This window comes from Pseudomonas sp. DF11, from assembly GCF_058148565.1.
On record NZ_JBYVYN010000007.1, the window covers coordinates 316,313 to 342,843 of the forward strand.

Below are 26,531 nucleotides of genomic sequence, written 5' to 3' on the forward strand. Positions count from 1 at the left end.
GGTTCGCGGCTTTTTCATGGGTGTGGTGATGGAGGTACTTGAGAGTCGCTACGGCCTAGAACAGATAGCCTATATAGATCGCCCCGCCACCACCGGCCTGCAAACCCGCATTAATGCCTGCCATGACCAACGCGCCCTTGGCCGACTTCGCCAACTGCCGGTTGACCGTGGTGGACGCGATGAGCGCGGTCGCCGGGTTGGCGTTCAACGCCATCGACAATGCCAGCAGCTTGGGATCGAGCCCGAACAGCAGAGCCGTGGCCGAGCCGCCAATCCCCAGGCCCACGCCCACTTCGGTATACATGCAAGGGCCGGTGATGTCGTCACTGGTCAGGTCGCGACTGACCAGGGCGTCGCTGACGAAGACCTTGCCGGTGCTGGGAAACGCCTCAGCCGCACCGGCCGCACTCACGCCCTTGCCCTTGATCTGGATATTGATCTTGCCGAAGCGCGGCAGCCTCGCGCCAAACCCGGCACCCACGCCGACCCCGCCATAGCGATAGCTGATGTCTTCGCCTTGGGGCGAGCGCAGGATAATCGAGCCGCCACTGCCCGCCACCATGACCACAGTCAGGCCACCACCGCTGGCGGTCTGGTACTGCCAACGACTTTCATTGACCGGGAGTGGGATGTTGTAGCTCATACGTTCAAAGTCCTTTATGTGAATGAACCGCACCGCGGCCGCGCGGCCGGATGGCTTTCAGCAGGCCGACAAAAGTGAACACCAGGCCGATGAATCCCAGTACCCCAGAAGTGCCCCACAGGGCGGCCGGGGCATCGACGATGGCGCTGCCCGCCGGCTGCTCGGGCAAGTAATGCACCCGCACCGGCTGGTCCTTCTGGTAACCGAAGATAAAGCCGCCTTGGGGGTAGGAAATTTTTTCGCCGCTGGCGGTGGTGAAAGCGATCTCAGGATGCGAACCACCGGCATTCAAGTGGCTGACAATGCCATCGGCAGTCTGTGCCCGGGCGAGAAAGTCGCGTCGATCGATTGTGAGATTGACGGCAATGCCCAACAAGCCAATGCCAATCAGGGCAAAAAGCAGGCCCAGCAGAGTTGTCCCGATGCGTGACGGGGTGTCGTTAGCCATGGTTTATCTCGGCGTTCATCCATGAAAGAGGCCGTCAGGATAACAAAGAAGTCTCGCTATCCCGCACCCCCAACAAAATTATTCAGGGCCAGGAGAAGCAGCTGCCTCTTGCATGAAGCGTCGAGGCAGCCTCCAGACTTATGGCCTATGCCTGGACCAGATTGGCAATCTTCACGTCCGGATCGACGTCAGCCTCGTAGTCCACCCCTTCGATGCCGAAACCGAAGAGACGCAGGAACTCCGCCTTGTAACCGACAAAATCCGTCAGTTCGTAAAGGTTATCGGTGCTGACCTGATCCCAGAGTTGCTTGACGCGATCCTGGACTTCGGGAGCCAGTTCCTTGTAGTCCACGCGCAGGCGCCCTTCCTCGTCCATCACGGGAGAATGGCCGTACAGGCTGTCTTTGTAGAGCGCATGAACCTGCTCGATACACCCCTCGTGCGTGCCCTGCGCCTTCATGACTTTAAACAGCAATGACAGGTACAGCGGCATGATCGGGATCGCAGAACTGGCCTGAGTCACCACGGCTTTCAATACCGAGACCCGCGCATCGCCCCCCAGGTCAGCCAATCGCTCACGAATACCAAGGACTTTCTGATCCAGGTCCTTCTTGGCCGCGCCAATGGAACCATTCCAGTAGATGTCATGCGTCAGCTTTTCGCCCAGGTAGGTGAACGCGGTCGTTTTCGCCCCGTCGGCCAGGACACCCGCGTCGTGCAGGGCATCGATCCACATCTGCCAGTCTTCGCCGCCCATCACGGCCACCGTGCCATCGATTTCGCTCTGGGTCGCCGGTTCCAGGGTCGTGTCCTTGACCACTTCTTTATCCGTATCCACACCCTTCAAGGTCACGGCCTTGTCGAGCGGCTTGAGGGTAGAACTCAATACCACACCGGTCTTGGGGTGCGTGCGGCGTGGCGCGGCCAGGCTGTAGACAACGAGGTCGATCTTGCCCAAGTCGCGCTTGATGACGTCGATGGTCTGTTGTTTGATTTCATCGGAAAACGCATCGCCGTTGATGCTCTTGGCGTAGAGCCCCTCTGATTCGGCGAACGAGTGAAAGGCCGCAGTGTTGTACCAACCAGCGGTGCCAAGCTTGCCTGGATCACCTTCACGCTCGAAAAACACCCCCAGGGTCTTGGCGCCACAACCAAAAGCGGCGGTTATCCGCGCAGCCAGCCCGTAGCCGGTCGATGCACCGATCACGAGTACGTTCTTTGGCCCATCGGTGATGGGGCCTTGGGCGGTCACGTAGTCGATCTGACTCTTGACGTTGGCTTCACAGCCAGTGGGGTGGGTCGTCACACAGACAAAGCCACGTACGCGCGGTTTGATGATCATAAAAGGATCTGCCTCTTCCAGGATGTAGAGCGCCAACACTGGCCATTAAAGTCGTAGACGCCTGGAAAGTGGAAGCGTCACGGTGAATGTAGCCTTACGTGGCTTGACTCACCAATGGCAACCTCACGATGAACTCGCTCCCCTGGCCATCTCCCCCGCTCTTGCCAATCACTGTGCCGCCATGGCTTTCGACCAGCTCGCGCACCACCGTCAAACCAATGCCCAAGCCTGCACCGTTGAAACCGACGGCGTGAACGTCCTGCACGAATGGCTCGAAAATGAACGGCAGCGCCTGGGCCGAGATCCCGATACCGCTATCGCGGATGCTGATTTCCAACAGGCCGGTCTCGACGGTAGCCGAAAGCCTGACGGTGCCGCCAGCGGGTGTGTACTTGGCGGCATTGCCCAGCAAGTTGCCGAGAATCTGAGCCAGCCGCACCGGGTCGCCGTTCATCGACAAGGCACACTCGGGTAATTCGGTCCTCAAATGCAAGTCCCGCGCGAGCATGACCGGCCGGCAATTGTCGACGGACTCACGAATGATCTGGACGATATCGACAACCTGGCAATCGAGGCGAAACTTACCGGTCTTGACCCGAGAGACGTCGAGCAAGTCTTCGATCAATCGAGATATGTGCCGCACCTGGCCTTCGATCAACTTCTGCATGCGCGGCAGTTCCTCACTGGGCACCCGCGACAGCCGGTCGGCAATCATGCTGATGGGGGCCAGCGGATTGCGCAGTTCATGGGCCACCAGGGCGAGGACGCTACGCTGGCGCTCCAGCGCGCGTTCGGCCGAAGCCTTCAGGTGTTGCGCGCTGAGGGCGGCGATAACCAATAGTTCATTGGCTTCGCGCATATCCAGATACAGCTGTTGTTGCTCTGCCGCCGGTGTGTTTTTTGGCTTCTCCGCCTCGGACTGGGCCGACAGGATCGCCAGGACCAACTGCTGGTTGGCCTCGATCAACTGCTCGATCTGTTGCTTATCGGCGAGTTGGGTGTTGGCGTCGCTCAGCTCCTTCTGCAACGCCGCCAACACCGCCCGCGCCTCGACGGTTTTCTGGCCAAGCAAGAACAACTCGCGAGCGACCGTGGCCTTCGCTTGCTCACTCTTGCCATTGCCCTTATCCATGGCCGTGACTCATCCCGTGCCATGGCCGGAACGTTGCAGGGTAGGCCGACCGCCGAGCAACCCCTCCCGATCCGGCAACATTTCGCCGATCTGTAAACCGTTGTCGTCGATGCGATAAAGGCGTAACTCATCAGAGTGAGCGCTGGCGCGGACCTTGACCACGGCCATGATGCGCAATAAACGGCTCTGCACTTCAATGTAGCGTTGAACGATGATGGCGTCGGTGAGAAACGCCGTGCCGTAAGGACTGAAACGCAGGTCGGTGTAGCGATCCTCCAACTCCGAAGTCAGCAACACCGTGACGCCGGCGCTGGTCAGCGCCGTGACCATGCGCGACAACGACTCGCGAAAGTCTTCGCGGAAGGTCGGCGCCAGCGCCAGTTCGAAGCCCGACAGCGAATCGATGACCACCCGGGTCGCTTTCAGGCGGGCGATCTCGCTGAGCAGCAAGTGCACGATTTCATCGATGGACAGATCCGGCGCGCGGCTATCCACCAGACCGATTTTTCCAGATTGAATCAGGTTGGCGAGCGTGGGGTTCTGGGAATGATTGGGACGCTGTTCAAACACCGCAATCACGCCGGTTTCACCGTTGCGCACGCCTTCGGCGAGAAAGGACGCCGCCAGGATGCTCTTGCCCGAACCGGACGGCCCCGCCACTAACAAGGAATACCCGCGTGGCAGGCCACCGCCGAGCATTTCATCGAGCTGCGGTACGCCCATGGCCAGGCGCTTGATGGGAAATGCCAGTGGCGATTCGCCCGAGTTGAAGGGTGCGGGGGAAAATACCTTGATCCCCGACGAAGCGATACGGAAGGTGTGCAGACCCGGCAGCGTCGGCTGGCCGCGCATCTTCATGATTTCCATCTTGCGCACCATGGAGTTGCGCTGGACGCTCTGGCGCAGCCAGATCAGCCCATCGGCCACGGTGAAAATCGGGTTGGTATCGGTTTCGGTAAAGTATTCGCCGATCAGGAAAGTCGTGGCCTGCCAGGTGGTCATCAACATGCCCAGTTGCTGGACGAACTGCGGCAGGTTGTTATTCGGGTTGTCCTGGGTCTGACTGGCCAGCACCACCGAACGGAACGAGTCAACGAACACCAGCGCCGGGGAGTGAGCCTCCACCTCGCTGACAATGCGTCGCAGCACTTCGTCCAGATCCCCGGCCAGGGTGTCGTCAGCCAGGTTGACGTAGCGGATCGACTGATTGATCGCGTCGCTGTCGAAGAAATCGAACTGCTGCTGATAACGCAGCATCTTCAGCGGCGGCTCGCCCAGCACGGTAAAAAACAGCGCGGGACGCTCGGGGGTCGCCAGGGCAAACATCATCTGGTGCGCGAGGGTGGTCTTGCCGCAACCGGGCGGGCCGGCGATCAGATTGAAGGAAAACTCCGGCAATCCTCCGCCCAAGACCTCGTCCAGCCCTGGCACGCCGGTGGCCAAGCGGTTGATAGTCACTTTGGTGCTCATGGCGAATTTTCCTGCGAAGGGGTGTCGCTCAAGGAAGGTTCCCACACGCCACGAAGCAAACGTGCGGTGAGCGAAGGCCCGATCAACGTGGTCAGCAACTCGTAGAAAATAGTCAGCAACATTTCACCGAAAAATAGCGCATCGGCTTCGCTTTGCTCAACGAGTACGGATTTAAGGGCCGTCAGGACCTGGCCGGGCTGTACCTTGTCGCAGGTACTGGTCAGGCGCGGATGGGCAGCCCCACACAGATGCAGGCTGCGGCGTAAAGCGCGGCAACCCCTTGCTGGCCGATGACGGGCGTAAGGGCCGCCTCGATATCCTGCAAAATCGAAATGATCGCGTCGGCGGTCTTGGCAATGTCAGCGTTGGGGCCGACGCGGTGCGTCAGAGAAGCTACGATCTGACGGCTCTCTTCGCTTAGCGTGGACATAGCTAACTGATATCCGATGGGCAAGTATCGATAGTACACCCTCAAGGGCGTTATCGAGCTTGCGCTGGGCAAAGCAATGCAATTGCGATCATCCGCAGTCAGCGGATAAACCCAGCCAGACCACTTACCTAAACTGAAAAATCCCCGGTATCACTCGCTGATACAGGGGATTTAGCATCATCACGCCCCAGGCTGGCGCCTGGAGCGGGTTGGAAAAAACTAACTCCTTTTGACCTTGAAGCGCCCCAGTACACGCTGCATCAGCGATGCCCGTTCCGAAAGGTCCTTGGCCGCCACCGCGCACTCTTGTGAGTTGGACTGGTTTTTCTGTGTCACTTCATCGATCTGCTCCAAGCCGATGCTGGCCTGCTGCAAGCCCGAAGCCTGCTCGCTGGAGGCTTGATAGATCAACGAAACCAGGTTGGAAACCGCGCTGGTTCCATTGACGATGTTCTTCAGCGATTCGGCGGTCCGGCCGGCGATGATCATGCCCCGTTGCGTCTTGCTCGAGGAGTCAGCGATCAGCGCGGCCGTCTGCTGGGCGGCCTCGGCGCTGCGGGCGGCCAAGCTGCGCACTTCATCGGCCACCACGGCAAAACCGCGCCCAAGCTCACCGGCCCGGGCCGCTTCGATGGCCGCGTTCAGCGCCAGCAAATTGGTTTGTGCGGCAATGTTATCGATGGTGGTGATGATCGCGGTGATGTCCTTGCCCGAATTGTCGATCTCGGCCATCGCGGCAATCAGCTCGCTCATCAATTTGTCGCTCTCCCCCGCATCGGCTCGCGACGCCTGGGATTGCTCATCGGCCTTCTTGGCGTTGGCGGCGTTGTCCCGGGTCTGCGCCGCCATTTGCGTCATCACCGCACTGATTTCGGTGATGGACGAGGCGGAATTGGAGGCGCCATCGGACAGTGACTGGCTCAGGTCGGTGACCTGCGCCGAACTGCCGGTAATCTGGGTGGCGCTGATTTGAACCTCGGAAATCAGTTGGTTGAGGTTGCTGACCATCTTCTCCAGTGACTTGCCCAGGGTATCGTGGGGCGAAGACAAGCGGACCTCCAGGTCCAGGTCTCCCTCGGAAATGCGCTCGGCCACCCGCACTTGCCGTTGCAGGCTTTCAGACATGTCGTTAAGGGCCGCAGACAACTGCCCGACTTCATCCTCGGATTTCTGCACCAAGCGACGGGAGAAATCCCCCAGGCTGATGTTGCCGGCCAAGGCCGCGGCCTCGCGAATCGGCCCGACGATCTTCGCGGCGGCAAACCACAGGGCGGCCAGGGCCAGCAGCGAAATACCCAAGCCCACCGAGACTTGCCAGATGCTGTTGCTGATACTGCGTGCCTGCAACTCCTGCTCCAAGGCAATGGCCTGGCTCATGACCACGGCCTTGGGCAGACGAATCAATACCGCCCAGGGCTTGCCAGTACGACCGAGCGTAATGGGCATCAGCACTTCGATGTTCTGGGTTTGAGGGTTGAGCAAGCCGTCACTACGACCGCCCTGGATATCACTCAGCACTTTTTCCCAGGACTCAGGCAGCAAGGCCTTGATGGACTGACCAATCAGATCAGTGCGCTGGCTGTCCGCGACTACCAGCCCCTGGTTACTCAGGATCGACACCGTGCCCTTGCCACCGTAGAGCTCGGCGGACATCTGCTCGCTGAGTTTCTGGATAAAGGCGATATCGTAGTCCGCCCCGACCACACCGTAGAACTTGCCATTGGCGACGATCGGAACCGACAAGGTGGTCAGCCATACGTTTTTGCCCTGGACCACGTAAGGAATGGGGTCCAATACGCTTTCCTTCAGGGTGTCGCGCGGGCCGCTGTACCAGCCGCCTTTAGGCACACCATTGGGGTGACGATCCGGCGAGTCATACTCGACCAACGGTTGCACCGCGACATGACCACCGGCGCTGCGTGTCCAGTAAGGCGTGAAGCGCCCCGTCTGTGGATTACTGCCATCCTGGGTGTTGCGCGATGCCAGATCCTGTCCGTCCAGCGCATCCGGTTCCCAGCAGGAATAGGTGCCATTGAAATCGGGGTTGTCCTTGAGGACGCCGAGCAGCACCGTATTGATCTGTTCCCGGCCCAATGCCAGGGGGCTTGGCGTGGCCTTGCTGGCGGCAAAGGCATTGGCCATGGTGCGGGCCGCATCCAGGGCATTTTGCAACTTGGCCTGAATGGCATTGGCCCGGGATTCGGCCAGGTTCTGAATTTCCCGGATGGTGGATTTTTCCACCAGCGCCGAGACTTCGGTGGCCACATATTGCTCGTTGGCCCGTGCGGTAAAGAGCCCGTAGACAATCAGACTGACCGATGAAACAAACAGGCAGATGCCTGCCGTGACACAAATGCGTGCCTGCAATGATTTGAACTTCATATCATCCCCTGCCTGATTCTATTTATTGCCAGCGTTAAAGACGACGGTCTCTAACTCATGCACGACGCGGCGAATAAGCATCGATCACGGCTGTTTACGCGGCCTACGAGGCAATCGCCTGGAAAGGGCACGGCGATACAGCTGCTTTATAAGTATTTGAAACGTGGCAGGTTGGGGGCAAAAAAGCAGAAGAGGTATTCAAGTCAGGAACCGAAGGCCTTATGTCCAGGACAGTAAGGGCGATAGCTGGAAAGAATGCGAAACCTGCTTGTCCGGTAACCACAGGGTCACCCTTGAATAATGCCGCAGAATCCATTCAGACCAATAACCACAACAGCAAATTAACACGGTCGAGATTTGTACAAAATCGAACTTAGGACTTATACAAAATAGTGCTTTAGGCGTAATTCGCCGGGCCCCATCATCCGGATGAAAGTGTCCACAAGCGACGTGAACACCGTGCCTTACCGGGAATATCTGAGGCGTCACGCCGGGCCATTTGATCCTGAAAAGGGCTGGGCACCCCGTCGCGTTATCGACTATAGGAGGGCATCGCCAATGGCACCGGCTGCGGGTTGGCGATGACCCAGCGCACAGCCAATTCACAAAGACGATCAGTGTGCTCGGCGTCATCGTTGCCATTGCGCAGAGCAACTGCCAGCGCCCGTGTTTCAGCGAGTTCGGCCGCCGGCAAGGACACGGCGCTGCCCACGTGGTCAACCAGAGCCGCCAACATCGCTTTGAAATCCGCGTCCCAGTTGGCCGAGCCGTTGTGGTGAATCTCTCGGGAGATACGGCCACTGATGCGGATCACCTCACCTTGCATCGTCGCTGCGGCACCAGAGGATGGCACCAGCAGCTCCCACAGTTGCTGATGCTGGTCAGGCCAGCCGTTGGCCGTGACGACGATAGCGGCCTGACCGTCGTGAACCTTGCGGGAGGCAACGGGAGTGACGTCGAAAAGACGATAAAGACTGGCCAGGGCAGCGTCCGTTGCCTCGAGATAGTCCGGGTTGAAAGAGGCCCGATGAAACTCGAATTCACGGCCGATGCGCTGCACCTCGGCGAGCATGCCGTCATCGGGTTGCAACCCTGCCGCCAGCAGAGTCTGGGCGATTTTCGCGGTGGCCTCGATATCGGCATTGCGGGTAGTCGCCAGGGCAATATGCAGCACACCCTGTCCCTGCCGACTCCTGGCATCGACGCTGGCGCCGCGGCGGATCAGGGCAGCGATGGCCTCGGCTTTGTGACTGTTGGCCGCGGCATGCAGCGGCGTGTAGCCCTGGTAATCCTGCGCCTCGATATCGGCGCCCAGATCCAGTAGCAGGTCGACACCGCCGATCCAACTCGAACTGCGATGGTGCAGGGGTGTTCGTTGGTAAGTGTCACGGGCATTGATGTCGGCGCCCTGCTCCACCAGCCAGCGGGCCAGTTCATCGGGACAGTTGTAGAAGCCCAGCGCGGTGCTCTTGCTGTAACCGCCGGTGGCTTCAAGCTCGCATTCATCGAACACGGCGACCAGCTCGGCAAACGAGGCCTGCTCCAGCAACTGACCGAAGTCCTTCGGCAATGTCTTGCGTTTACGCTTACCCATGGCGGCGGTCACCGTTCTGATCAAAAGATTTTTCAGCATAAGCTCAAATATTCATGGGTCACGGCCATCTGAATGTAGATCAGGCTTTTTTGGTTCTCGGCAGGAAAATCGCCAACACCCCGAACAATGGCAGGAACGAACACAGCCAATACACGTACTCGATACCCCGGATGTCTGCCAAGTGCCCCAGCAGCGCAGCGCCAATCCCGCCGAAACCGAACATCAGCCCGAAAAACACGCCGGCGATCATCCCGACATTGCCCGGCACCAGCTCCTGGGCATACACAACGATGGCCGAGAACGCCGAGGCCAGGATGAAGCCAATGACCACGCTGAGGATGCTGGTCCACAGCAGGTCGACGTGAGGCAGGATCAAGGTGAACGGTGCCACGCCGAGGATCGAGAACCAGATCACCGCCTTGCGCCCGATCCGATCGCCAATCGGCCCGCCGAAGAAAGTCCCCGCCGCCACTGCTCCGAGAAACAGGAACAGGTGCAACTGCGAAGAGGCCACCGACAAGTCGAACTTCTCGATCAGATAGAACGTGAAGTAGCTGGTGAAGCTGGCCATGTAGAAGTACTTGGAAAACACCAGCAGCCCCAGCACCACCAGCGCACTCAAGACCCGCCTTTTGGATAAACCATGGGTGGCCGCCTGGCCTTGCTTGAGCTTGAACAAGTTCAGGTGGTCGGCGTACCAGCGGCTGATGCGGTACAGCACGAACAGCGCAAACAGTGCGAACAACCCGAACCAGGCCACATTGCCTTGCCCGTAGGGAATGATGATCGCCGCCGCCAGCAGCGGGCCAAAGGCCGAGCCGGCGTTACCGCCCACCTGGAACGTCGATTGTGCCAGCCCGAAGCGGCCGCCCGAGGCCAATCGCGCCACCCGCGACGCTTCCGGGTGGAAGGTCGACGAGCCGATGCCGATCAATGCCGCCGCCAACAGGATCAAGGCAAAACTGCCGACCATGGACATCATCACAATGCCGACCAGCGTGCACACCGTCCCGGCCGGCAGCAGCCAGGGCTTGGGGTGGCGGTCAGTGTGATAACCGACCCAAGGCTGCAACAAAGAAGCGGTCAACTGGAACGTCAAGGTGATCAAGCCAACCTGGGTGAACGTCAGGCCATAGCTGTCCTTGAGCATTGGATAAATCGAGGGCAGCACCGCCTGGATCAAGTCGTTGATCAGGTGCGCCAGCGCCACGGCGCCGATGATCCGCATGACCAACGGACTGCTTTGCGCCGAGGCGGTAACGGGTGGGGTGACAGCCGGGGTATTGCTGATAGCCATGGGAGTTTCCATACGACAGAGGGCGCACACGGGCAGGTAGGTCAATGTGCCATTTTTCGGTGCAGCAAGGCTATCCCCTTAGCTAGCTATCGACCTTGAAAAATTGTCGAAATCCAAGGTGATAGCCCAACGCCATGGTCTGAATCTTGCCTTGTTAATCAGCTACAACGCGGCCCCTTACAAAGGGGACCGAGAATGGGAAGTTTCGCTACAGAGCAGGCCTACCAAGCCGATTTGGACAAACTTTCGAGGCCTTTTAAAAGGGCACCCGTTTTGGCACTTGTGTAGAAACGCACAAAAACAGTGCAAGGGTGTTCAGGGGAGTATGGGCATGCAGGCTTTTTTATCACCCGGAATCAGGTTGTTGGGGCATTTCGGCTTCGCCCGCAAATTCCAATTACTGTTCCTGCTTTTTATCCTGCCGCTCATGGGCAGCCTGTGGCTCATCGGCCAGGACTATCGCGACAAACTCAGCCTGATTTCCGGGGAACGCACCGGGGTGCGCCAATTGCTGGCCCTGGATAACCTCGACAATCTGCTCACTGCCCAGCGCAACCGCGCCGCCCGCTGGCGTGCCACCGAAACCAATCGACAACCAACCCCGGCGACACTGGCCGCCATGGCTGCATTCGATGCCGTTCAACCGGCCCTCAACCAGGCCGCCAGTGACCTGGCCACTACCCTGCAAGCCGAAGGGGCTGAAGCCGATACCCTCGCCCGCTATCAAACCCTGCAAACCAGCCTCAACGGTCTGGATTCGAAAAGCCTCGGCAGCGTGGGTTGGTGGCCCGACGGCTACGACCGCTTCACCGCAGCCCTCAGCGCCCTGCAAGCCTTGCGCGAACAGATGGTCATGGACAACCGCCTGACCCTCGCCTCCTGGTTGGAAACCTATCTGCTGACCCAGATTTCCACTCAGCAGACGCCCGACCTGATCGAACGGGTCGGCCGCCTGGCCAGCGTCGGCCAGGCCTCCGTGGTGTCAGGCCAATTCACGCTGCAGAGTCGCCTGCAACTGCGGGACCTGCGCAGCCGTATCGGCGACGCCCGGGACCAACTGGTCAAGACCGGAGCACTCCTGGAAACCCATCTGCCCAGCGAATTGCAAACCTGGGCCGGACAGTACCAGGGCAGCCTCAAGCACTTGGATGCCGGCCTGAAAGTGCTGGATGACGGCGTGTTCGGCGGCTCCATCAACCTCAAGCCCGAGGACTTCGAAAAACACCTGGACGCCCTCCTCACCGACCTGGCGACCCTGCGCCAACAGTCGCTGGTGGCACTGGATACACGACTGGAGCACTACCACGGTTCGGCGATTCGCCAATTCACCCTCGTAGCGACGGTGCTGGGCTGCCTGCTGCTGGCCGCGCTGTACCTTTTTGTTTGCCTGCAAGCGTCGATCCGACGCAGCGCCAGCGGTATCACCCTGCTGGCCGAAGCCCTGCGCGATGGCAATCTCAGCTTGCAAGTACCGGTGCAAGGGCGTGATGAACTGGCGGCCATCAGCACCGCCCTCAACGTTGCCGTGGTGCAGTTGCGCACCAGCCTGCTGGGTGTGGACCACGAAACGTTGCAGTTGAGCGACGCCGTGCGCACTCTCAATACACACTCCAGCGGCGCCTTGGGAGAAGTCGAAGCCCAACAGATGCAGATCAGCCAGATCGCTGCCGCCGCGACGCAACTGGCCGCCACCTCCCAGGGCGTGGCGAAGAGTTGTGAACAGGCATCCGACAGCGCCCAGCAAACCCGCCGCATTGCCACCGACAGCAGCGTCGACAGCCAACGCACCACGGCGAGCATCCAGCAGCTCAACCAGCGACTCAACGACACCGCCGCCGCACTGGGGCGGGTCAGTGAACAGGGGCAACAGATTCAACTGGTGGTCGATACCATTCGTGGCGTGGCCGAGCAGACCAATCTGCTGGCTCTCAATGCCGCCATCGAAGCGGCTCGCGCCGGAGAACAGGGCCGTGGTTTCGCGGTAGTGGCCGACGAGGTGCGCAGCCTGTCACAACGCACCCAATCCTCCACGCAACAGATTGCCGCCACCGTCGACAGCCTGCGCGCCACGGTCAACGAAGCCGTCAGCCTGATGGAAGCCGCCTGCGGCCAGGCCCAGTCCGACGCCCAAGCCGTCACCGGTCTTGGCGAACGCCTGGGAGAAATTGCCAGCGCGGTGCAAAGCGTCACCGACACCCTGGCGCAAATCGCCACCGCCGTGGATGAACAAGCCAGCACCGCCGACGAGGTCAGTGGCAATATCCAGCAGGTCGACCAGGCGGCGATGCGCTTGCTCGATGGCGCACGGGCCGTGAACCTGGCGGCGGATACCCTGAGCAAGGGAAGCCAGGCCTTGAGTGCCAATACAGGGAGATTTCAACTCGGTTGACAGGTATTTACAGCGAGGATTGATAAGCGGTTGAAAGCGCAGAGAAATATTTCAGATTTACGCTTGACACATCCTCGTTACCGGCGAATAATGCGCGCCACTTGGCTACATAGCTCAGTTGGTTAGAGCATAGCATTCATAATGCTGGGGTCCGGGGTTCAAGTCCCTGTGTAGCCACCAAGTACTAAAAACGGCTTATCGAAAGATAAGCCGTTTTTTTATGCCCGAAGAAAACAAACCGGCCTGACACCCATCGCGAGGCAGCTCCTACGTTCAGGGAATGAGTGATTTGCGCCACACGCCTCCCATGGCTACAGTCAGCCTCTATATCCCAAGCCCACGGATGGAGTGACACGTGCTTACATACCTCAAACCGAATCTTCATCGCCTGCAAGGTCCGCCCTCCTCCACAACCACATCCGCAATGGGTAACAGAGCGACCGCCTACACCCGCTAGGACACTAACATTTGCTAACAGGCCGTGTTGGCCACGCACAAATCCGCTCCGACTAGGTACCACTTCAACATTTCTCAACATCGCGCTAGGCACAGCACTCAAATAAATGTCAGGTTTTGATAGATTCGTCTCCTCGATCAGATGTTGAGTTTTGTTAAATCGCTGGCCCTCATCAGACGACCCAGTATCCATTCTGATACCTACCGTTTACGCTCATCGAGAGGTGGAAATATGCTCTATAGAGGCGTCTCGCTCACGACTCACACCGCATCAGCAGGTTTGATCAAGGTGAGCGGCGAGAAGACAACGGTGACCCCAAAATACGACGGCAAAGCACGCCATGATGGGACTTTCACCTATGGAGACTCCATAGAAAACGCCGTTAATGCTCAACAGATAGAAACAGGGACGTGGGGCTCCGCGTTTATCTCCACGACGCGAAACAAAGAGACTGCAGAATTCTTCGCTACGCATGATAGAGAGGGGAACGTAGTGCCAGGTGTTGTCTACTGGATCGATGACGCGCTGTTTGACAGATACGGCGTGATCGCCATGGAGTCAGAGCAACCAAAATTTCCAGAAGAGCAGGAGGTCTCAATTCGCCCAGAGGCGGGTGTGACGATTCCAAGTGAGGTAGTTTTTCACGTCGAGCTCATTGAGCCGTCGCAGTAGCGCAACGCTAAAACCGTTGCATGGACGAACTCCGTCGGACTCAAGGCTGAGCAATTCACGCATGGCTTCACGCACCTCCTTAACGCCCCCTGGAACCCGCGTATTCTCTCTGGGAGCGAGCTGCGCGACGCTGGTATGCACGATCAACTGCCAGCAGGCTCGTAACCACCATTGTGCGCGAACCGCTGCCCCCGAATGGGGAGCAACTCTCCGATACTTTTTCCACAGACGGATCGCTGCAATTTCCCCCCACGGCATGAACAAACTGCGGCTATTGTTGCTGTTCAAACTCAACGGAGACACCAAAATGGCTGAACAGTACGCGGGACAAATCGTTGCGGTAGGGCCAGACAATTTGGATTATCAGATTCAGGTATTCCAAGACGTGCTCACAGAACGATTGCTTAGTGGCGAGGTAAGGCACACGCCTGGATTGAAGCGTTATCAAATTCAGGGAGGCGGAGCTGTGAACCAGGTTTCTGAGACCGAGTACCAAGTGGTCGCGACTGGCATGAAATTGACTGTGTACGCTTAACCAAAGCAGATTTGAGAACACTTCCATGGACGAGTTCTGCATACACGATCAAATCGCAGTTCGCATCCATGTTTCTAGGCGTGCCGGACCGACAAGCTCGGCACCCCTTACAAATAGTACTAGGCGTATAAGATCAAAAGACGCGAGCCGGAGGGCGCCAAAATGGAATTGATAATGGACTTTAAGGCCGACTGGCACGACATGCTCAAAGAAATTATGGGAGCGAAATGGGGGCTCGACACGAAAGGAATCACTGAGGACGTGCCCGTCCACTACTTCAACGCAGCGCAACGACGTATACCCGTGAAGCCTCGAGCGCTCCTAGTATCGGATGTTTTTCATTGCCCGCCAGAACACCTACTTGGCTGGACACAGATCAAAAAAAAAGTAGAACAAGGTCAGGACCTGTCCCCGCACCTGAGCAAGCTCATAGATGAAATTGGTAAAACTGATCTGATGCTCAGCGATTGGGGTGTATATCACTTACATCTAGGCACAGAGCTAAAGGGTCGCTACATTGCCCGAACAGGACCGCTCCTCTTTGCTCGAGTAACCGAGGACGACTTTTACGCAATCAGCATCTACAGCCATGATGATTGGACGGATGCTGACATAGTAGAAACGATCCACAGAAATTGGCCTGAGTCGATTGCACATTGGGTTCTCAAAGGAATGCAGCCAGCAGAGAAACTGACATCTGATCAGCGCAAAACACTGCGCAAGAAACGATACAACTCATTCGTTCAAGTAAGCGATGGCACTACATATGCACCTATTGGCGGTGGATATGTGTTCTCTGGCCACAGCATATTTGCGATTACAGAGATGGATAAAGAGCATGACTTTCTCGAATGTCTGGAGCGACTCATCCCCGGACTGATGCCAAAACTGCTTCCCGAACTTCATAAGCGTGGTTACTTAGAAGGCGCTGATATCAGAGTCAGCCTAGTGCTGACAGATCTCGCTTACTTCGCTCACTTCACTGAATACAACATCGCTATCGAGCTTCAGAAGCGCCGCCCAGGACCTTGGCGAACAGCTATTTCGAGAAATGCAAAAGACTTGAAATAGGTCAATACCTGAGGCGCAGCCTTTCACAATTTGAGCAGGCTCTGGCGGAATGTGAGACAGGTATGAGAGGAGCCCGCGCCCGCCCCGTCAAAGTAACCTGCCTGGGCGTCTCCCCCCTAACAGACCCCAGACGGATTCTGGACAGGCTCAACAGTCTATGGATCACCAAGAAACCCGCCTAGGGCGGGGTGGGGGCTACAGGCTGAGTTGGCGGTGCTGCTGGAGGCACTGACTGTATATTCGGTTGGTCAGATGATATGGATGAGCTTACAACTGCCGCTTCACTGACTGCCTTGATCGCCGCAGATTCGACGCCTGCAGGTGCGACAGCGCAGTTAAAAGCCATGGTGACCGAAGCATAGACTCGATCATTCGCACTTCCTCCCTTTGGATATCCCACGATACCGTCTTTGCCGGCAGTTGCGACACTCGCTCTGCGCTTCAGCGCTAAGACGCCCGAGAAATTCTCATCGACGGCTGCCTGAAGGGCATTTGTTGAGCCAGATAAGCCCGACCAAGCCGTTGAAGCAGAACCTTTGGCCATGGGTGCGAATACCGCACCAGCCAAAGTACCGGTTGCAGCTAACATAAATCGTCCCGAGCTTATCGCTCCGCTGCCTTGCCCCATATAGCGCTGGAGTTCAATGCAATAAGTGATCGCTGCCGCATAAGCTTTCACGGCGTCTTTCTCCTCACATTGAGCCGTACAAGGCTGCTTCTCCTCAGTCCACGGCCAAAGAGGTTCCTTAGGGATTGATGGCAAACCGAGGTTTCTTTGCAGTGACGCACAACCAGACGTCAATGCGATGCTTATGACTAAGCATGACCAGATGATTTTTTTGTTCCCCATGTTCCACATCCAAGTGATGGCTTTATGATATTTATTGGTATGGAGAAATAGCTGAGATTTTGTTATCTGCAAGCTGATATGAAGAAAAAGCTACGCCTTAGAGCTACATGCCATTCACGCCCAGCTCATTAACTCAGCCAGGGAAAGCGAGAGGCTGGCACCGTCAATCATCCAAGGTTTGCCCCGCCACGGATTCACTTCATTCAAATCCGCTGCGATTTGCGCCACACGCCTCCCATGGCTACAGTCAGCCTCTATATCCCAAGCCCACGGATGGAGTGACACGTGCCTACAGATCTGAAACCGAACTTTCATCGCCTGTCAGCCGTTTCGCTGCTGGCTTTCGCTCTGACACTCGCAGCCTGTAAGGCCCCGCCCTCCTCCACAACCACACCGGCATTGCCTGCCCCACCGGAGGTCGTCTCCGGCTACCGCACCGATCTACAGACCCGCTACGCCGACAAGCACATGGCTGCCGCGGCCAACCCGTTGGCGGCCGAGGCCGGGCGGGAGATGTTGCGACGTGGCGGCTCGGCCATCGACGCGGCGATTGCGATGCAAGCGGTGCTGACCCTCGTGGAACCGCAATCTTCAGGCATCGGCGGCGGCGCGTTCATTGTGCTGTGGGATGGCAACGCCGTACGCACTTACGACGGACGCGAAACGGCACCGGCCGGTGCCACCGAAAGACTGTTCCTGCAGGCCGACGGCCAACCCATGCCCTTTACTGCCGCGCAGATCGGCGGTCGTTCGGTGGGTACACCGGGGGTATTGCGCGGACTGGAACTGGCCCATCGCAAACATGGCCGTCTCGAATGGGCGACGCTGTTCGAGCCGGCCATCGCGCTGGCGGAGCAGGGCTTCGCGATCTCTCCCAGACTGCATGCCTTGATCGCGTCCGACCCGTCGTTGCCGGGCTCGCCAGACATGTCGGCCTACTTTCTCAATGCCGATGGCAGCCCAAAAGCGGTCGGCACTGTGCTGAAGAATCCAGCCTTGGCCGGCGTGCTCAAACGCATCGCCCACGAAGGCCCCGATGCCTTGTACAAAGGGCCGGTTGCCGAGGAAATCGTCGCCAAGGTGCAGGGCCACGCCAACCCCGGCAGTCTTTCGCTGAACGACCTTAAGGGCTACACCGCACGGGAGCGGCCAGCGTTATGCACCGACTACAAGCGCTGGCAAATCTGCGGCATGCCACCACCGTCTTCGGGCGGGGTTGCCGTGGCGCAGATCCTCGGGACATTGCAGGCCCTGGAACAGCGCGACAGCAGCGCCGCCCTCGCGCCCTTGAAACCGCTCAATACCACTAAACCCGCCGGCATTGAACCCACCGCCGAAGCGGTGCACCTGATCGCCGAAGCCGAGCGCCTGGCCTATGCCGACCGCGCCCAATACATCGCCGACCCGAATTTTGTCGCGGTACCGCTCAAAGGCCTGGTCGACCGAGGTTACCTGGCCAGCCGTGCCAGCCTGATCGGCCCTCGAAGCATGGGTGTCGCCAAGCCCGGCACCCCACCGGGCATCCAGGTGGCCTACGCCCCGGACCGTTCCCCCCTGCGTATTTCCACCTCACAAGTAGTGGCCGTGGACGACCAGGGTGGCGCGGTGTCCATGACTACGACGGTGGAATCGGCGTTCGGCTCACATTTGATGGTCCAGGGCTTCATGCTCAACAACCAGATGACCGACTTCTCGTTCATCCCCGAAGAGAATGGGCAAAAAGTCGCCAACCGCGTCGAACCGGGCAAACGCCCTCGCTCATCCATGGCTCCGACGCTGATCTTCGATCAGCAAGGTAGATTGGTGGCCGCTGTCGGGTCCCCCGGCGGCTCGCAAATCATCGAATACGTCGCCAAGTCAGTCATTGGTCTGCTGGATTGGAACCTGGACCCGCAAACCGCTATCAACCTCCCCAACTTCGGCAGCCGCAACGGCCCCACCGAACTGGAAAAGGGGCAGTTCAGCCCGACGCTGATCCAGGCCCTGAAAGACAAGGGCCACACCGTGAGCGAGATCGACATGAACAGCGGCACCCAGGCCATCGTCCGGGTGCGTGATGCGCAAGGGAAAACGTCTCTGGCCGGCGGCGCGGATCCGCGGCGGGAAGGAGCAGCGCTGGGAGATTGAACGCTCGCCGATCAAATCGGGCAGCTTGCTTGGGTGTTGAATGTGCTCGCGATGGCGGCGGCTCGCTCGGCAGGTTTCTCAAGTCGATAGCTGGTTGGCAAACTGGCTCACCGCATCGACCACCTTCTTCGCCCCGTCCTGGATCTCGACGATCACCGTCCCCGCTTCGGCGGCCAGGGCCAAGCCATGTTCGGCCTGGTGCTGGCCATCGGTCATCAGGGCCACGGCATTGCGGGCCATGTCCTGGTTCTGGCGGACCACGCCGACGATTTCATCGGTCGCCTGGCTGGTGCGCGATGCCAGTTGTCGCACTTCATCGGCCACCACCGCAAAACCGCGCCCTTGCTCGCCGGCCCGGGCCGCTTCGATCGCGGCGTTGAGCGCCAGCAGGTTGGTTTGTTCGGCGATGCCGCTGATGGTCTTGACGATGGTACCGATCACCAGGGATTGCTCATTCAGGGCCTCGATGCCTTCGCCAGCGGTTTGCATGTGCCGGGCCAGGTCGCGCATCACATCCACCGCCTGGGTCACCACGGTCGTGCCGCGCTGGGCACTGTTGTCGGTCTGCAACGAGGTGCTGTAGGCAATGTTGGCGGCTTCGGCGACGGCTTTTTCCTGGTTGACCTGGTCCGTGATGTTGGTCGCGAACTTGACCACTTTGTACAACCGCTCGTTGGCATCGAGCACCGGGTTGTAGGAAGCTTCCAGCCAGACCTCGCGACCACTGCTGTCGAGACGCTTGAAACGGCCAGCCACGAATTCACCGCTGTTCAGGCGCTTCCAGAACTGCTCGTAGGCCGCGCTGTTGTATTCCTCAGGCTCGCAAAACGTGCGGTGATGCTTGCCCTTGATCTGCGCAAGGCTATAGCCCATGGCGTTGAGGAAGCGATCATTGGCCGTCAGCACATGACCACCCAAATCGAACTCGATCACCGCCGTTGAACGCACCAACGCACCGATGAGGTTCTCATGCTCGCGAGAAGCCTCGATGGTGCGGGTCAGATCATTGGAGTACATCGAAAAATAGCGAATCCGCCCATCGACATTCCGTACGGGCTGGAGGATCGAACGCAGCCAGGCTTCCTGGCCATTGCCCCGCAGCAGGCGCACGGCACCGGAAAAGTGTTCGCCGCGGGTCAGCGCCGACGTGAAGCGAACCTGGAACTCATTGGATTTCAAATACGCGGGAACCAGCTCATTCACAGGCCGGCCAATCAAGTCCTGGCTCTTGTAACGCATCTCGTCGAGGAAGTTCTGGTTGACCGATTGAATCCGTCCGTCGGCGTCCAGGGTGAGGCCAAGCATTTCACGGTCCAGGCTTTCCTTGACTTGCATAAGACTGGACAGTTCTTGGCGCAGAGCCAGTAGCTCCTGCTTCAGGCGGTTGTTAAACATTGGGCAGCTCCGACAGCGGGAGAATTAAGTGGCTTGTTCCCTTGCCATCGGCGCAGCGTTTTTTTTCTAAAGAGCGCCGCGAGCCCATATTGAAAATATTCCAGGACGCCCTCGAACCCGATAAGCCTGCCATGGTCACTGGATTGTTCTACTGTTGCGCCTGTCCCTTGAAGCCTTGCCGCCATCAATACCCATAACCATAAAAACGAGGTAATTACCGTGACCACCGACATCGAAGACAGCCGTTCCGCCCGCTTCGCCTTGCGCTGTTCCAGTTTCGCCGAGCGCTGGTTCCCGGACTCCTGGGTCTTTGCCGCGCTGGCGGTGCTGGTGGTTGCCATGGCGACACAATTGATCGGCGCCACGCCTACGGCGGCGGCCATGGCGTTCGGTGACGGCTTCTGGAGCCTGATCCCATTCACCATGCAAATGGCCTTCGTGGTGATCGGCGGATACGTGGTCGCCAGCTCGCCACCGGCCGTAAAATTGATTGACCGCCTGGCACGCATTCCGACCAACGGCCGCTCCGCGGTGGCCTGGGTAGCGCTGATTTCCATGGTCGCGTCATTACTCAACTGGGGCCTGTCGCTGGTATTTGGTGGTTTGCTGGTGCGCGCCCTCGCCCGTCGCACCGACTTGAAGATGGACTACCGCGCCGCCGGAGCCGCCGCCTACTTGGGCCTGGGCGCGGTGTGGGCCCTGGGCTTGTCTTCGTCGGCAGCGCAATTGCAGGCCAACCCGGCCAGCCTGCCGCCGTCGATCCTGTCCATTACCGGTGTCATTCCGTTTACCCAGACGATTTTCCTCTGGCAGTCTGGCGTGATGCTGCTGGCGCTGATCGTGATCTCGTTGATCGTCGCCTACGCCACTGCTCCCGGCCCCAACAGCGCCCGTGACGCCGCCGCTTGCGGGATCGATCCGAGTTTCAGCATGCCGGCGTTGCAGCCCCGCACCCGACCTGGGGAGTGGCTGGAGCACAGTCCGCTGCTGATCATTGCGCTGGTGCTGCTGGCCGCCGGCTGGCTGTTCCACGAGTTTTCGACCAAACCTGCGATCAGTGCCATTTCCGGCCTCAACACTTATAACTTCCTGTTCATCATGCTGGGCGCCTTGCTGCACTGGCGGCCACGCAGCTTCCTCGACGCCGTGGCCCGCGCGGTGCCGACCACCACGGGCGTGTTGATCCAGTTTCCGCTGTACGGCTCGATCGCCGCGCTGCTGACCACGGTCAAGGGCAGTGACGCCCAGACCCTGGCCCACCACATCTCGACCTTTTTCGTACAGATCGCCTCCCATGACACCTACGCCTTGCTGATGGGTGTCTATTCGGCGGTGCTGGGATTCTTCATTCCTTCCGGCGGCGGCAAGTGGATTATCGAGGCGCCCTATGTCATGCAGGTGGCCAACGACCTGAACTATCACTTGGGCTGGGCCGTACAGATCTACAACGCCGCCGAAGCGCTGCCGAACCTTATCAACCCGTTCTACATGCTGCCGTTGTTGGGGGTCTTGGGACTGAAAGCCCGGGATCTGATCGGTTTTTCTTTCGTGCAGTTACTGGTGCATACGCCGCTGGTGCTGGCGCTGCTATGGGCGCTGGGGACAACATTAAGTTATTTGCCGCCGGCGATGCCATAAAGCCATAAAAAAGGGCCGATATTTCCATCGGCCCACTTTTTCTTCGGCCCGGTCTGTTTCAGTATGGAAACACCCTGCTTCGAGGGGTCCACACGCTGAAAAGGATCTGAGCATGTCCAAACTCGCCGTACTTTCTTTTGCCGCCCTGGCCTTCAGTGCCGCCGCCCACGCCACCGACATTGATGTACAACTGGGCAGCACCGAACGCGTCACTCGCCTCTTCGCCTACCCCAACAACTGCAACGTCATTTGCTTTCGCGATTGGACGCTGGAGCAGACCGTCGAGCATTACCTGACCCAAAGCGTGCAGCGCGACGGCTATAGCACAGCCAAGGTCAGCGTCAAAAACAACAAAGGGGTTATCCACGCATACTTCAGCGGAGTGCCCAAGAGCTACGGCCAACCGCTCAAAGCCCTGCTCGACGCCGGGGACCTGGCGTACAACGGCGCGAGCAAACTCAACAGCGACAAGAAATGGTCCTACAACTGGTACCTGTTCCTGCCGCTGGGCATGGCCCTGGAAAACCGCAAAAGTGTCGAGTTGCTGCACTTCCCGCCGGATTACTCCCTGACCCAGGCCCAGGACTACCTGGAGTCGGCCACCACCGACCGCTGGGCCACGCTGCTGACCGTCAACGGCATTGCCGCCGACCAGACGCCGGCCTACCAGACCATCATTGACATCGCACCCATCGCGGCACCGTCCAATGCGGGCCAGACGTTGGAGGGGCTGTACGATTACTTCAACGATTACCAGACCACCATGGTCAAGCAGGTCAGCCAGACCGCCAGCGGGAGCGCGCTGCCAATGGTGGCTTTCGGCGCCCCTGTGCGTAACTGGATCAAGACCCAGTACGGCCAGACCGTGGGCGTGCTCGGCCTGGCGAGCATCACGCCGACGGCGGGAGTCAAGGTGCCGGTCCTGGGCTCCAACCACCCAAGCTATATCTGGTACGCCGCTGACAAGGAAAACTACGACGGTGACGAAGCCAAGGCCGACGCCGCCGGCTTGAAAGTCATGGGCCAGGACCTGAGTGCCGCATGCTGGCAAGCGGGCATGGGCAGCAAGCCGGGCACCGACCCGAGCAACCTGCTGAACCAGTGCACGCAGACCTGGCAAGTCACGCAAAAGGAAAAGACCTGCGAGTTGTTCTACACCTCGGTTCGTAAACTGAGTGAGGAAGACGCAGCGAAAAAATGCGAAACGCCGGCGATCAAGTCGCAACTTCCGCAACTGAAAGTGCCCATGCCGCTGCCTGCCGAGGCGGTCTGACCCTTGAGGCGCCTTCCCGCGTAAGCTTGCGCTGACGCGGGAAAGCGCCTTTGGCTCCTGTCAGAGTCGACAGTAGATGCCGAGCTCGACTTGGGCGAAGCTACCAATGTCTATAGCGACCGCTGGCAGGATCGCCGGCGCCAAAAAGTCGAGAGCCCTAAACCGACAGGGACCGTCATGACTACCCTCATTGCAAATAGAACTCGCTCACAGAACCGGGATTGCATTTATCCTGAAAAAGAACTCAGCACCCGCTTGGGTTATCCATCGTTCCGCGATTTCGACGTGTATCAAACCAGCGACGGACGCGGCAATGGGGTCATCGCCCGAAGGGCCTTCCCCCCCATGGAACGGATGTGCAGGGTATCGGGGCTTCTAGTGGGCCGACGACGCCTGCATACACTGCAGATATTGCCGGAAATACACATGTATGACCCACGTTTCGCTGGATTGCTGCTGCATTCTTGCAACCCGAATGTCTTTCTCGACATGAGCGAATTGTGGTTGTGGTCGCTGACCCACATCCACAAAGGCGACTACCTGACGATGGACTACGCCAGCACCGAACGGAAACTGTATCGGCAGTTCGCCTGCCGGTGCGGTTCATCCAACTGTCATGGCTGGATCACCGGCTATGACGAACCGCCGAATGAGCAGGGAATGAAATTCCTACGGCACTGGCGCCATCGCTGTCACCGCGACTGACCCTGGATCAGGGTGCGTCGACCGGACGCAACCGATACTGCGGCGGCAGCTGCTCGAAACCACTGATCGTGGTGTCCAGGCTCTTCCAGCGTCCGTCCTTGATGCCGTAGATGCAGCCATGGATCGACAGTTTCTGGCCACGGTGCCAGGCGTTCTGCACGATGCTGGTATGACCGACGTTGGCCACCTGCTGGATTACGTTGAGCTCGCACAAGCGGTCGACACGTTCCTCTTCGGTCGGCAACTGGCCCAACGCCTCGCGATGCTCGTAGTACAGGTCGCGGATCGAGCGCAACCAGCCGTCGATCAGGCCCAGTTGCCGGTCCTGCATCGAGGCCCGCACACCGCCACAGCCGTAATGGCCGGTGACCAGGATGTGTTTGACCTTGAGCACGTCTACCGCGTACTGGATCACCGACAAGCAATTGAGGTCCGTGTGCAGCACCACGTTGGCCACGTTACGGTGTACGAACAGATCACCCGGCAACATGCCGACGATCTCGTTGGCCGGCACCCGCGCATCGGAACAGCCGATCCACAGGTACTCCGGGGTTTGCTGACGGGCCAGCTTGGAGAAGAAGTCAGGATCTTCCTGCTTGATCGCATCGGCCCAGCGCGCGTTGTTATCAATCAGATCTTGTAATTCGTTCATACTGTCTAGCCTCGATAGAGAGTGCGCAACTGTGACAGACGACCGCCGGTTGAGGTCACGTCGGCGATGCATTGGAATTCCTGGGTGCGCTGCCGGTCGACACCAGTAAGGCCCACAGTATGAGGAATAGCCATGAATGATTCACGACGCCCCTTCGATGCGACCCAACCGGAACCCATCGACGACAACGAAGATCGCATGGGCTCGATGCATGAGTTGGAATTCGACGACGAGCAGCCCAGCGCGAAAATAGGCGACGAATTGCCGGAAGACGAACGCGAACAGCTGATGCCACGTGAACGCGTCCGTGAAGCGGGCATGACCGGCGCCTCGACGGATGATCACGAGCCGACCGACGACGACCTGAGCCCGGAAACACTCATTCGCGAAGACGGCGCCCGGGACGCCTTTGAGGCCGGCGACGACGAACAGGCGGATTGGGACCTGAGTGTCGTGAATGAAAACGACATTGGTGGAGGCGATGGGCTGGATGAAGCGGAAATGGCCGATATCGATCCGCTGGATGGCAAGCGGTAAGTGTCGATAGAGCTGACGCCATCGCGAGCAGGCTCGCTCCCACAGGTTCTGCGTCATAACCAAATGTCTTGAGCGATGCAGATCTAATGTGGGAGCGAGCCTGCTCGCGATGACGGTGTTGCGGTCAACCTTGATGTGGCAGTTCAGTCCACCAAGGTACACGCCATGACCACCGCATCCTCACGCCCACCCACCGCCGGGTAGTAATCCCGGCGCCGGCCCACTTCATTGAAGCCATAGCGTTCATATAACCGGAATGCCGTGCGGTTGCTGTCGCGCACTTCCAGGAAGCATTCCCGGGCCTCGGCCTTGTAGGCAATCGACATCAAGTGTTCCAACAGACGCAAGCCCAGGCCACGGCCCTGGTTTTCCGGCTTGACGGTGATGTTGAGCAGGTGCGCCTCATCCAGGATGATCTGCACCACGCCATGGCCCACTTGCTGCTGGCCTTCGAACATCAGCCAGATCTGGTATTTGCCCAGCCCGTCGAGAAATATCCCGCGGGTCCAGGGATGACTGTAGGCGGCGTATTCGATCTTCAGCACAGCGTCGAGGTCCGCCTCGGTCATCGGGCGGAACGATACAGCGTCACTCATTCGATTCTTTCCAGCGCGCCATCAGCCGGCGCATGGCTTGCCAGACATCAGCCTTGCGCTGTGGCGTTTCCATTAACAGTTCCAGGCCGGGCAATGCCCAGGCCGAGCCCAGGCCTTCGACCTGCAATTCGCGATTGAACGCTTCGGCATCAGCCTCGCCGGCAAACTTCACCGCCGGCAGGCCGATCAGCCACAAACACGCACAGGGCTCATCTTCGAGCCGCGCCGAAACAAAGCCCTGGACGAAATCCCGCGCCGCTTCCGGCCCCTGGTCCATCGTGCCGCGGGACAACAGCGGCCAGCGCACCGGCTCGCCAATGATCTGTGGGCTGTCCGGCAGACCGGCGGCGCGCAGCATGTCCTTGAGCAGCAGATACGCCGGATCGCGGCTTTGGAAGGGCTCGCCCGTGGGCAATTCCACCAGCAACAGGCAACGCCCGGCCCGCAACAACTGCAGGGCGAAACGCGGCGGCGCGACGTAAGGTGCCTTGACCGCAGCCGGCGCTTCAGCGGCGTCCTCCACCGGTTTGGCGTTGGTCCGGGTCGAGGCCAGGCTCGGACGCGGCACTTCGATTTTCGGCCGCTCGGCCACGGGGGCTACCGGCTCGGCCACCGTCTTGGCCACAGGCGCGGTCACAACCGGCGCGATGGACTCGGGCTCGGGCGTTTCCAGCAGCTCGGGCCGCGACGGGGCGGCGAACGGCAATTCGGTACGCGGCAGCCAGTTGACCACCTGCATGGCGGTCAGATAGGCGCGGCGACGGGACTCGATAAGCAAGGGTCGGCCACTTGTGGATAACTGAAAGTGGGAGGGATTCTACCGCCCTTCGGCGCGGATCGCTTCCCTGTTGAGCCAATAGTTGATCGATACAGGACGACAGTCCGTCCAAGGGGTG

The 26,531-nt window shown here is 59.2% G+C and carries 24 protein-coding genes, 1 tRNA gene and 2 pseudogenes; 10 read left to right on the forward strand and 17 right to left on the reverse strand.

The annotated features are described in order from the left end of the window. Positions 1-55: 55 nt before the first annotated feature. The 10 genes and pseudogenes from AC30D9_RS21520 to AC30D9_RS21565 form a co-directional block, all read right to left on the reverse strand. Complete coding sequence (locus tag AC30D9_RS21520; protein ID WP_109754916.1) at positions 56-643, reverse strand: hypothetical protein; 588 nt, start codon at positions 641-643, stop codon at positions 56-58. Between the two features lie 4 nt (positions 644-647). Further along, positions 648-1,091, reverse strand: a complete 444-nt coding sequence (locus AC30D9_RS21525; RefSeq protein ID WP_307574638.1) for a DUF3592 domain-containing protein — start codon at positions 1,089-1,091, stop codon at positions 648-650. Between the two features lie 145 nt (positions 1,092-1,236). Then, positions 1,237-2,433 (reverse strand): enoyl-ACP reductase FabV, encoded by a 1,197-nt coding sequence (fabV, locus tag AC30D9_RS21530; protein ID WP_490144801.1) that lies wholly within the window; start codon positions 2,431-2,433, stop codon positions 1,237-1,239. Between the two features lie 94 nt (positions 2,434-2,527). Then, on the reverse strand, positions 2,528-3,565 hold the full coding sequence (locus AC30D9_RS21535) for a sensor histidine kinase (protein WP_490144802.1): 1,038 nt from the start codon (positions 3,563-3,565) through the stop codon (positions 2,528-2,530). Between the two features lie 9 nt (positions 3,566-3,574). Then, entirely contained in the window at positions 3,575-5,035 is a 1,461-nt protein-coding gene (locus AC30D9_RS21540; RefSeq protein ID WP_490144803.1) for an ATPase domain-containing protein, read from the reverse strand. Positions 5,036-5,255: 220 nt separating this feature from the next. After that, positions 5,256-5,465 carry a hypothetical protein gene (locus AC30D9_RS21545; protein WP_490144804.1) on the reverse strand — a complete coding sequence of 70 codons (210 nt, stop codon included), beginning with the start codon at positions 5,463-5,465 and terminating at the stop codon, positions 5,256-5,258. 219 nt (positions 5,466-5,684) lie between these two features. Continuing rightward, the gene (locus AC30D9_RS21550; RefSeq protein WP_371925610.1) at positions 5,685-6,590 is read right to left on the reverse strand and encodes a methyl-accepting chemotaxis protein; all 906 of its coding nucleotides are present in this window, start codon (positions 6,588-6,590) and stop codon (positions 5,685-5,687) included. Beyond that, positions 6,585-7,847, reverse strand: a pseudogene (locus AC30D9_RS21555) (cache domain-containing protein); the annotation flags it as partial. The gene AC30D9_RS21550 and the pseudogene AC30D9_RS21555, both read right to left, overlap by 6 nt. 532 nt (positions 7,848-8,379) lie before the next feature. Then, a complete protein-coding gene (locus tag AC30D9_RS21560; RefSeq protein ID WP_490144805.1) occupies positions 8,380-9,441 on the reverse strand; it encodes an ankyrin repeat domain-containing protein in 1,062 nt (353 codons plus the stop codon). A 79-nt stretch (positions 9,442-9,520) separates the two neighbouring features. Further along, a complete protein-coding gene (locus tag AC30D9_RS21565; protein WP_490144806.1) occupies positions 9,521-10,738 on the reverse strand; it encodes an MFS transporter in 1,218 nt (405 codons plus the stop codon). A 331-nt stretch (positions 10,739-11,069) separates the two neighbouring features. On the opposite strand from AC30D9_RS21565, the gene AC30D9_RS21570 reads away from it, so the two are divergent. The 5 genes from AC30D9_RS21570 (at position 11,070) to AC30D9_RS21590 (ending at position 15,862) form a co-directional block, all read left to right on the forward strand. Continuing rightward, positions 11,070-13,127: a methyl-accepting chemotaxis protein gene (locus AC30D9_RS21570; RefSeq protein ID WP_490144807.1), complete on the forward strand. Its 2,058-nt coding sequence runs from the start codon at positions 11,070-11,072 to the stop codon at positions 13,125-13,127. Positions 13,128-13,230: 103 nt separating this feature from the next. Continuing rightward, positions 13,231-13,307, forward strand: a tRNA-Met gene (locus AC30D9_RS21575). Positions 13,308-13,815: 508 nt separating this feature from the next. After that, positions 13,816-14,256 (forward strand): hypothetical protein, encoded by a 441-nt coding sequence (locus AC30D9_RS21580; RefSeq protein WP_212801451.1) that lies wholly within the window; start codon positions 13,816-13,818, stop codon positions 14,254-14,256. Between the two features lie 307 nt (positions 14,257-14,563). Next, the gene (locus tag AC30D9_RS21585; protein WP_212801452.1) at positions 14,564-14,791 is read left to right on the forward strand and encodes a hypothetical protein; all 228 of its coding nucleotides are present in this window, start codon (positions 14,564-14,566) and stop codon (positions 14,789-14,791) included. A 162-nt stretch (positions 14,792-14,953) separates the two neighbouring features. Beyond that, on the forward strand, positions 14,954-15,862 hold the full coding sequence (locus tag AC30D9_RS21590) for a hypothetical protein (protein ID WP_490144808.1): 909 nt from the start codon (positions 14,954-14,956) through the stop codon (positions 15,860-15,862). A 178-nt stretch (positions 15,863-16,040) separates the two neighbouring features. Here AC30D9_RS21590 and AC30D9_RS21595 read toward each other — a convergent pair whose 3' ends face one another. Continuing rightward, positions 16,041-16,541 carry a hypothetical protein gene (locus AC30D9_RS21595; protein WP_212801454.1) on the reverse strand — a complete coding sequence of 167 codons (501 nt, stop codon included), beginning with the start codon at positions 16,539-16,541 and terminating at the stop codon, positions 16,041-16,043. 456 nt (positions 16,542-16,997) lie between these two features. Here AC30D9_RS21595 and ggt point away from each other — a divergent pair, with 456 nt between their 5' ends. Beyond that, complete coding sequence (gene ggt, locus AC30D9_RS21600; RefSeq protein WP_490144809.1) at positions 16,998-18,839, forward strand: gamma-glutamyltransferase; 1,842 nt, start codon at positions 16,998-17,000, stop codon at positions 18,837-18,839. A 78-nt stretch (positions 18,840-18,917) separates the two neighbouring features. Here ggt and AC30D9_RS21605 read toward each other — a convergent pair whose 3' ends face one another. Together AC30D9_RS21605 and AC30D9_RS21610 are read right to left on the reverse strand one after the other, a co-directional pair. Continuing rightward, entirely contained in the window at positions 18,918-19,349 is a 432-nt protein-coding gene (locus tag AC30D9_RS21605) for a methyl-accepting chemotaxis protein (RefSeq protein WP_370873836.1), read from the reverse strand. Between the two features lie 108 nt (positions 19,350-19,457). Beyond that, positions 19,458-20,234, reverse strand: a pseudogene (locus tag AC30D9_RS21610) (PAS domain-containing protein); the annotation flags it as partial. Between the two features lie 219 nt (positions 20,235-20,453). Here AC30D9_RS21610 and AC30D9_RS21615 point away from each other — a divergent pair. The 3 genes from AC30D9_RS21615 to AC30D9_RS21625 all read left to right on the forward strand — a co-directional run bounded on the left by AC30D9_RS21615 (position 20,454) and on the right by AC30D9_RS21625 (position 23,850). Beyond that, a complete protein-coding gene (locus AC30D9_RS21615) occupies positions 20,454-21,872 on the forward strand; it encodes a short-chain fatty acid transporter (protein WP_490144810.1) in 1,419 nt (472 codons plus the stop codon). A gap of 112 nt (positions 21,873-21,984) precedes the next feature. Beyond that, on the forward strand, positions 21,985-23,145 hold the full coding sequence (locus AC30D9_RS21620) for a hypothetical protein (RefSeq protein WP_490144811.1): 1,161 nt from the start codon (positions 21,985-21,987) through the stop codon (positions 23,143-23,145). Positions 23,146-23,322: 177 nt separating this feature from the next. Next, complete coding sequence (locus AC30D9_RS21625) at positions 23,323-23,850, forward strand: SET domain-containing protein (RefSeq protein ID WP_490144812.1); 528 nt, start codon at positions 23,323-23,325, stop codon at positions 23,848-23,850. Positions 23,851-23,857: 7 nt separating this feature from the next. Here AC30D9_RS21625 and can read toward each other — a convergent pair whose 3' ends face one another. Then, positions 23,858-24,502, reverse strand: coding sequence for a carbonate dehydratase (gene can / locus AC30D9_RS21630; RefSeq protein WP_003205581.1), 645 nt, complete (start codon positions 24,500-24,502; stop codon positions 23,858-23,860). Between the two features lie 5 nt (positions 24,503-24,507). Further along, positions 24,508-24,636, reverse strand: a complete 129-nt coding sequence (locus AC30D9_RS21635; protein WP_256594270.1) for a hypothetical protein — start codon at positions 24,634-24,636, stop codon at positions 24,508-24,510. Between AC30D9_RS21635 and AC30D9_RS21640 the strand changes: the two genes are divergently transcribed. Beyond that, positions 24,635-25,039, forward strand: coding sequence for a serine kinase/phosphatase (locus AC30D9_RS21640; protein WP_134925835.1), 405 nt, complete (start codon positions 24,635-24,637; stop codon positions 25,037-25,039). The genes AC30D9_RS21635 and AC30D9_RS21640 overlap by 2 nt on opposite strands. Before the next feature lie 143 nt (positions 25,040-25,182). Here the strand turns inward: AC30D9_RS21640 and rimI are convergent, their stop codons facing one another. Both rimI and AC30D9_RS21650 read right to left on the reverse strand, forming a co-directional pair. After that, complete coding sequence (gene rimI, locus AC30D9_RS21645) at positions 25,183-25,635, reverse strand: ribosomal protein S18-alanine N-acetyltransferase (RefSeq protein ID WP_047229376.1); 453 nt, start codon at positions 25,633-25,635, stop codon at positions 25,183-25,185. Next, a complete protein-coding gene (locus tag AC30D9_RS21650) occupies positions 25,628-26,413 on the reverse strand; it encodes an energy transducer TonB (RefSeq protein WP_490144813.1) in 786 nt (261 codons plus the stop codon). The genes rimI and AC30D9_RS21650 overlap by 8 nt, the downstream gene beginning before the upstream one ends. Positions 26,414-26,531 lie beyond the last annotated feature (118 nt).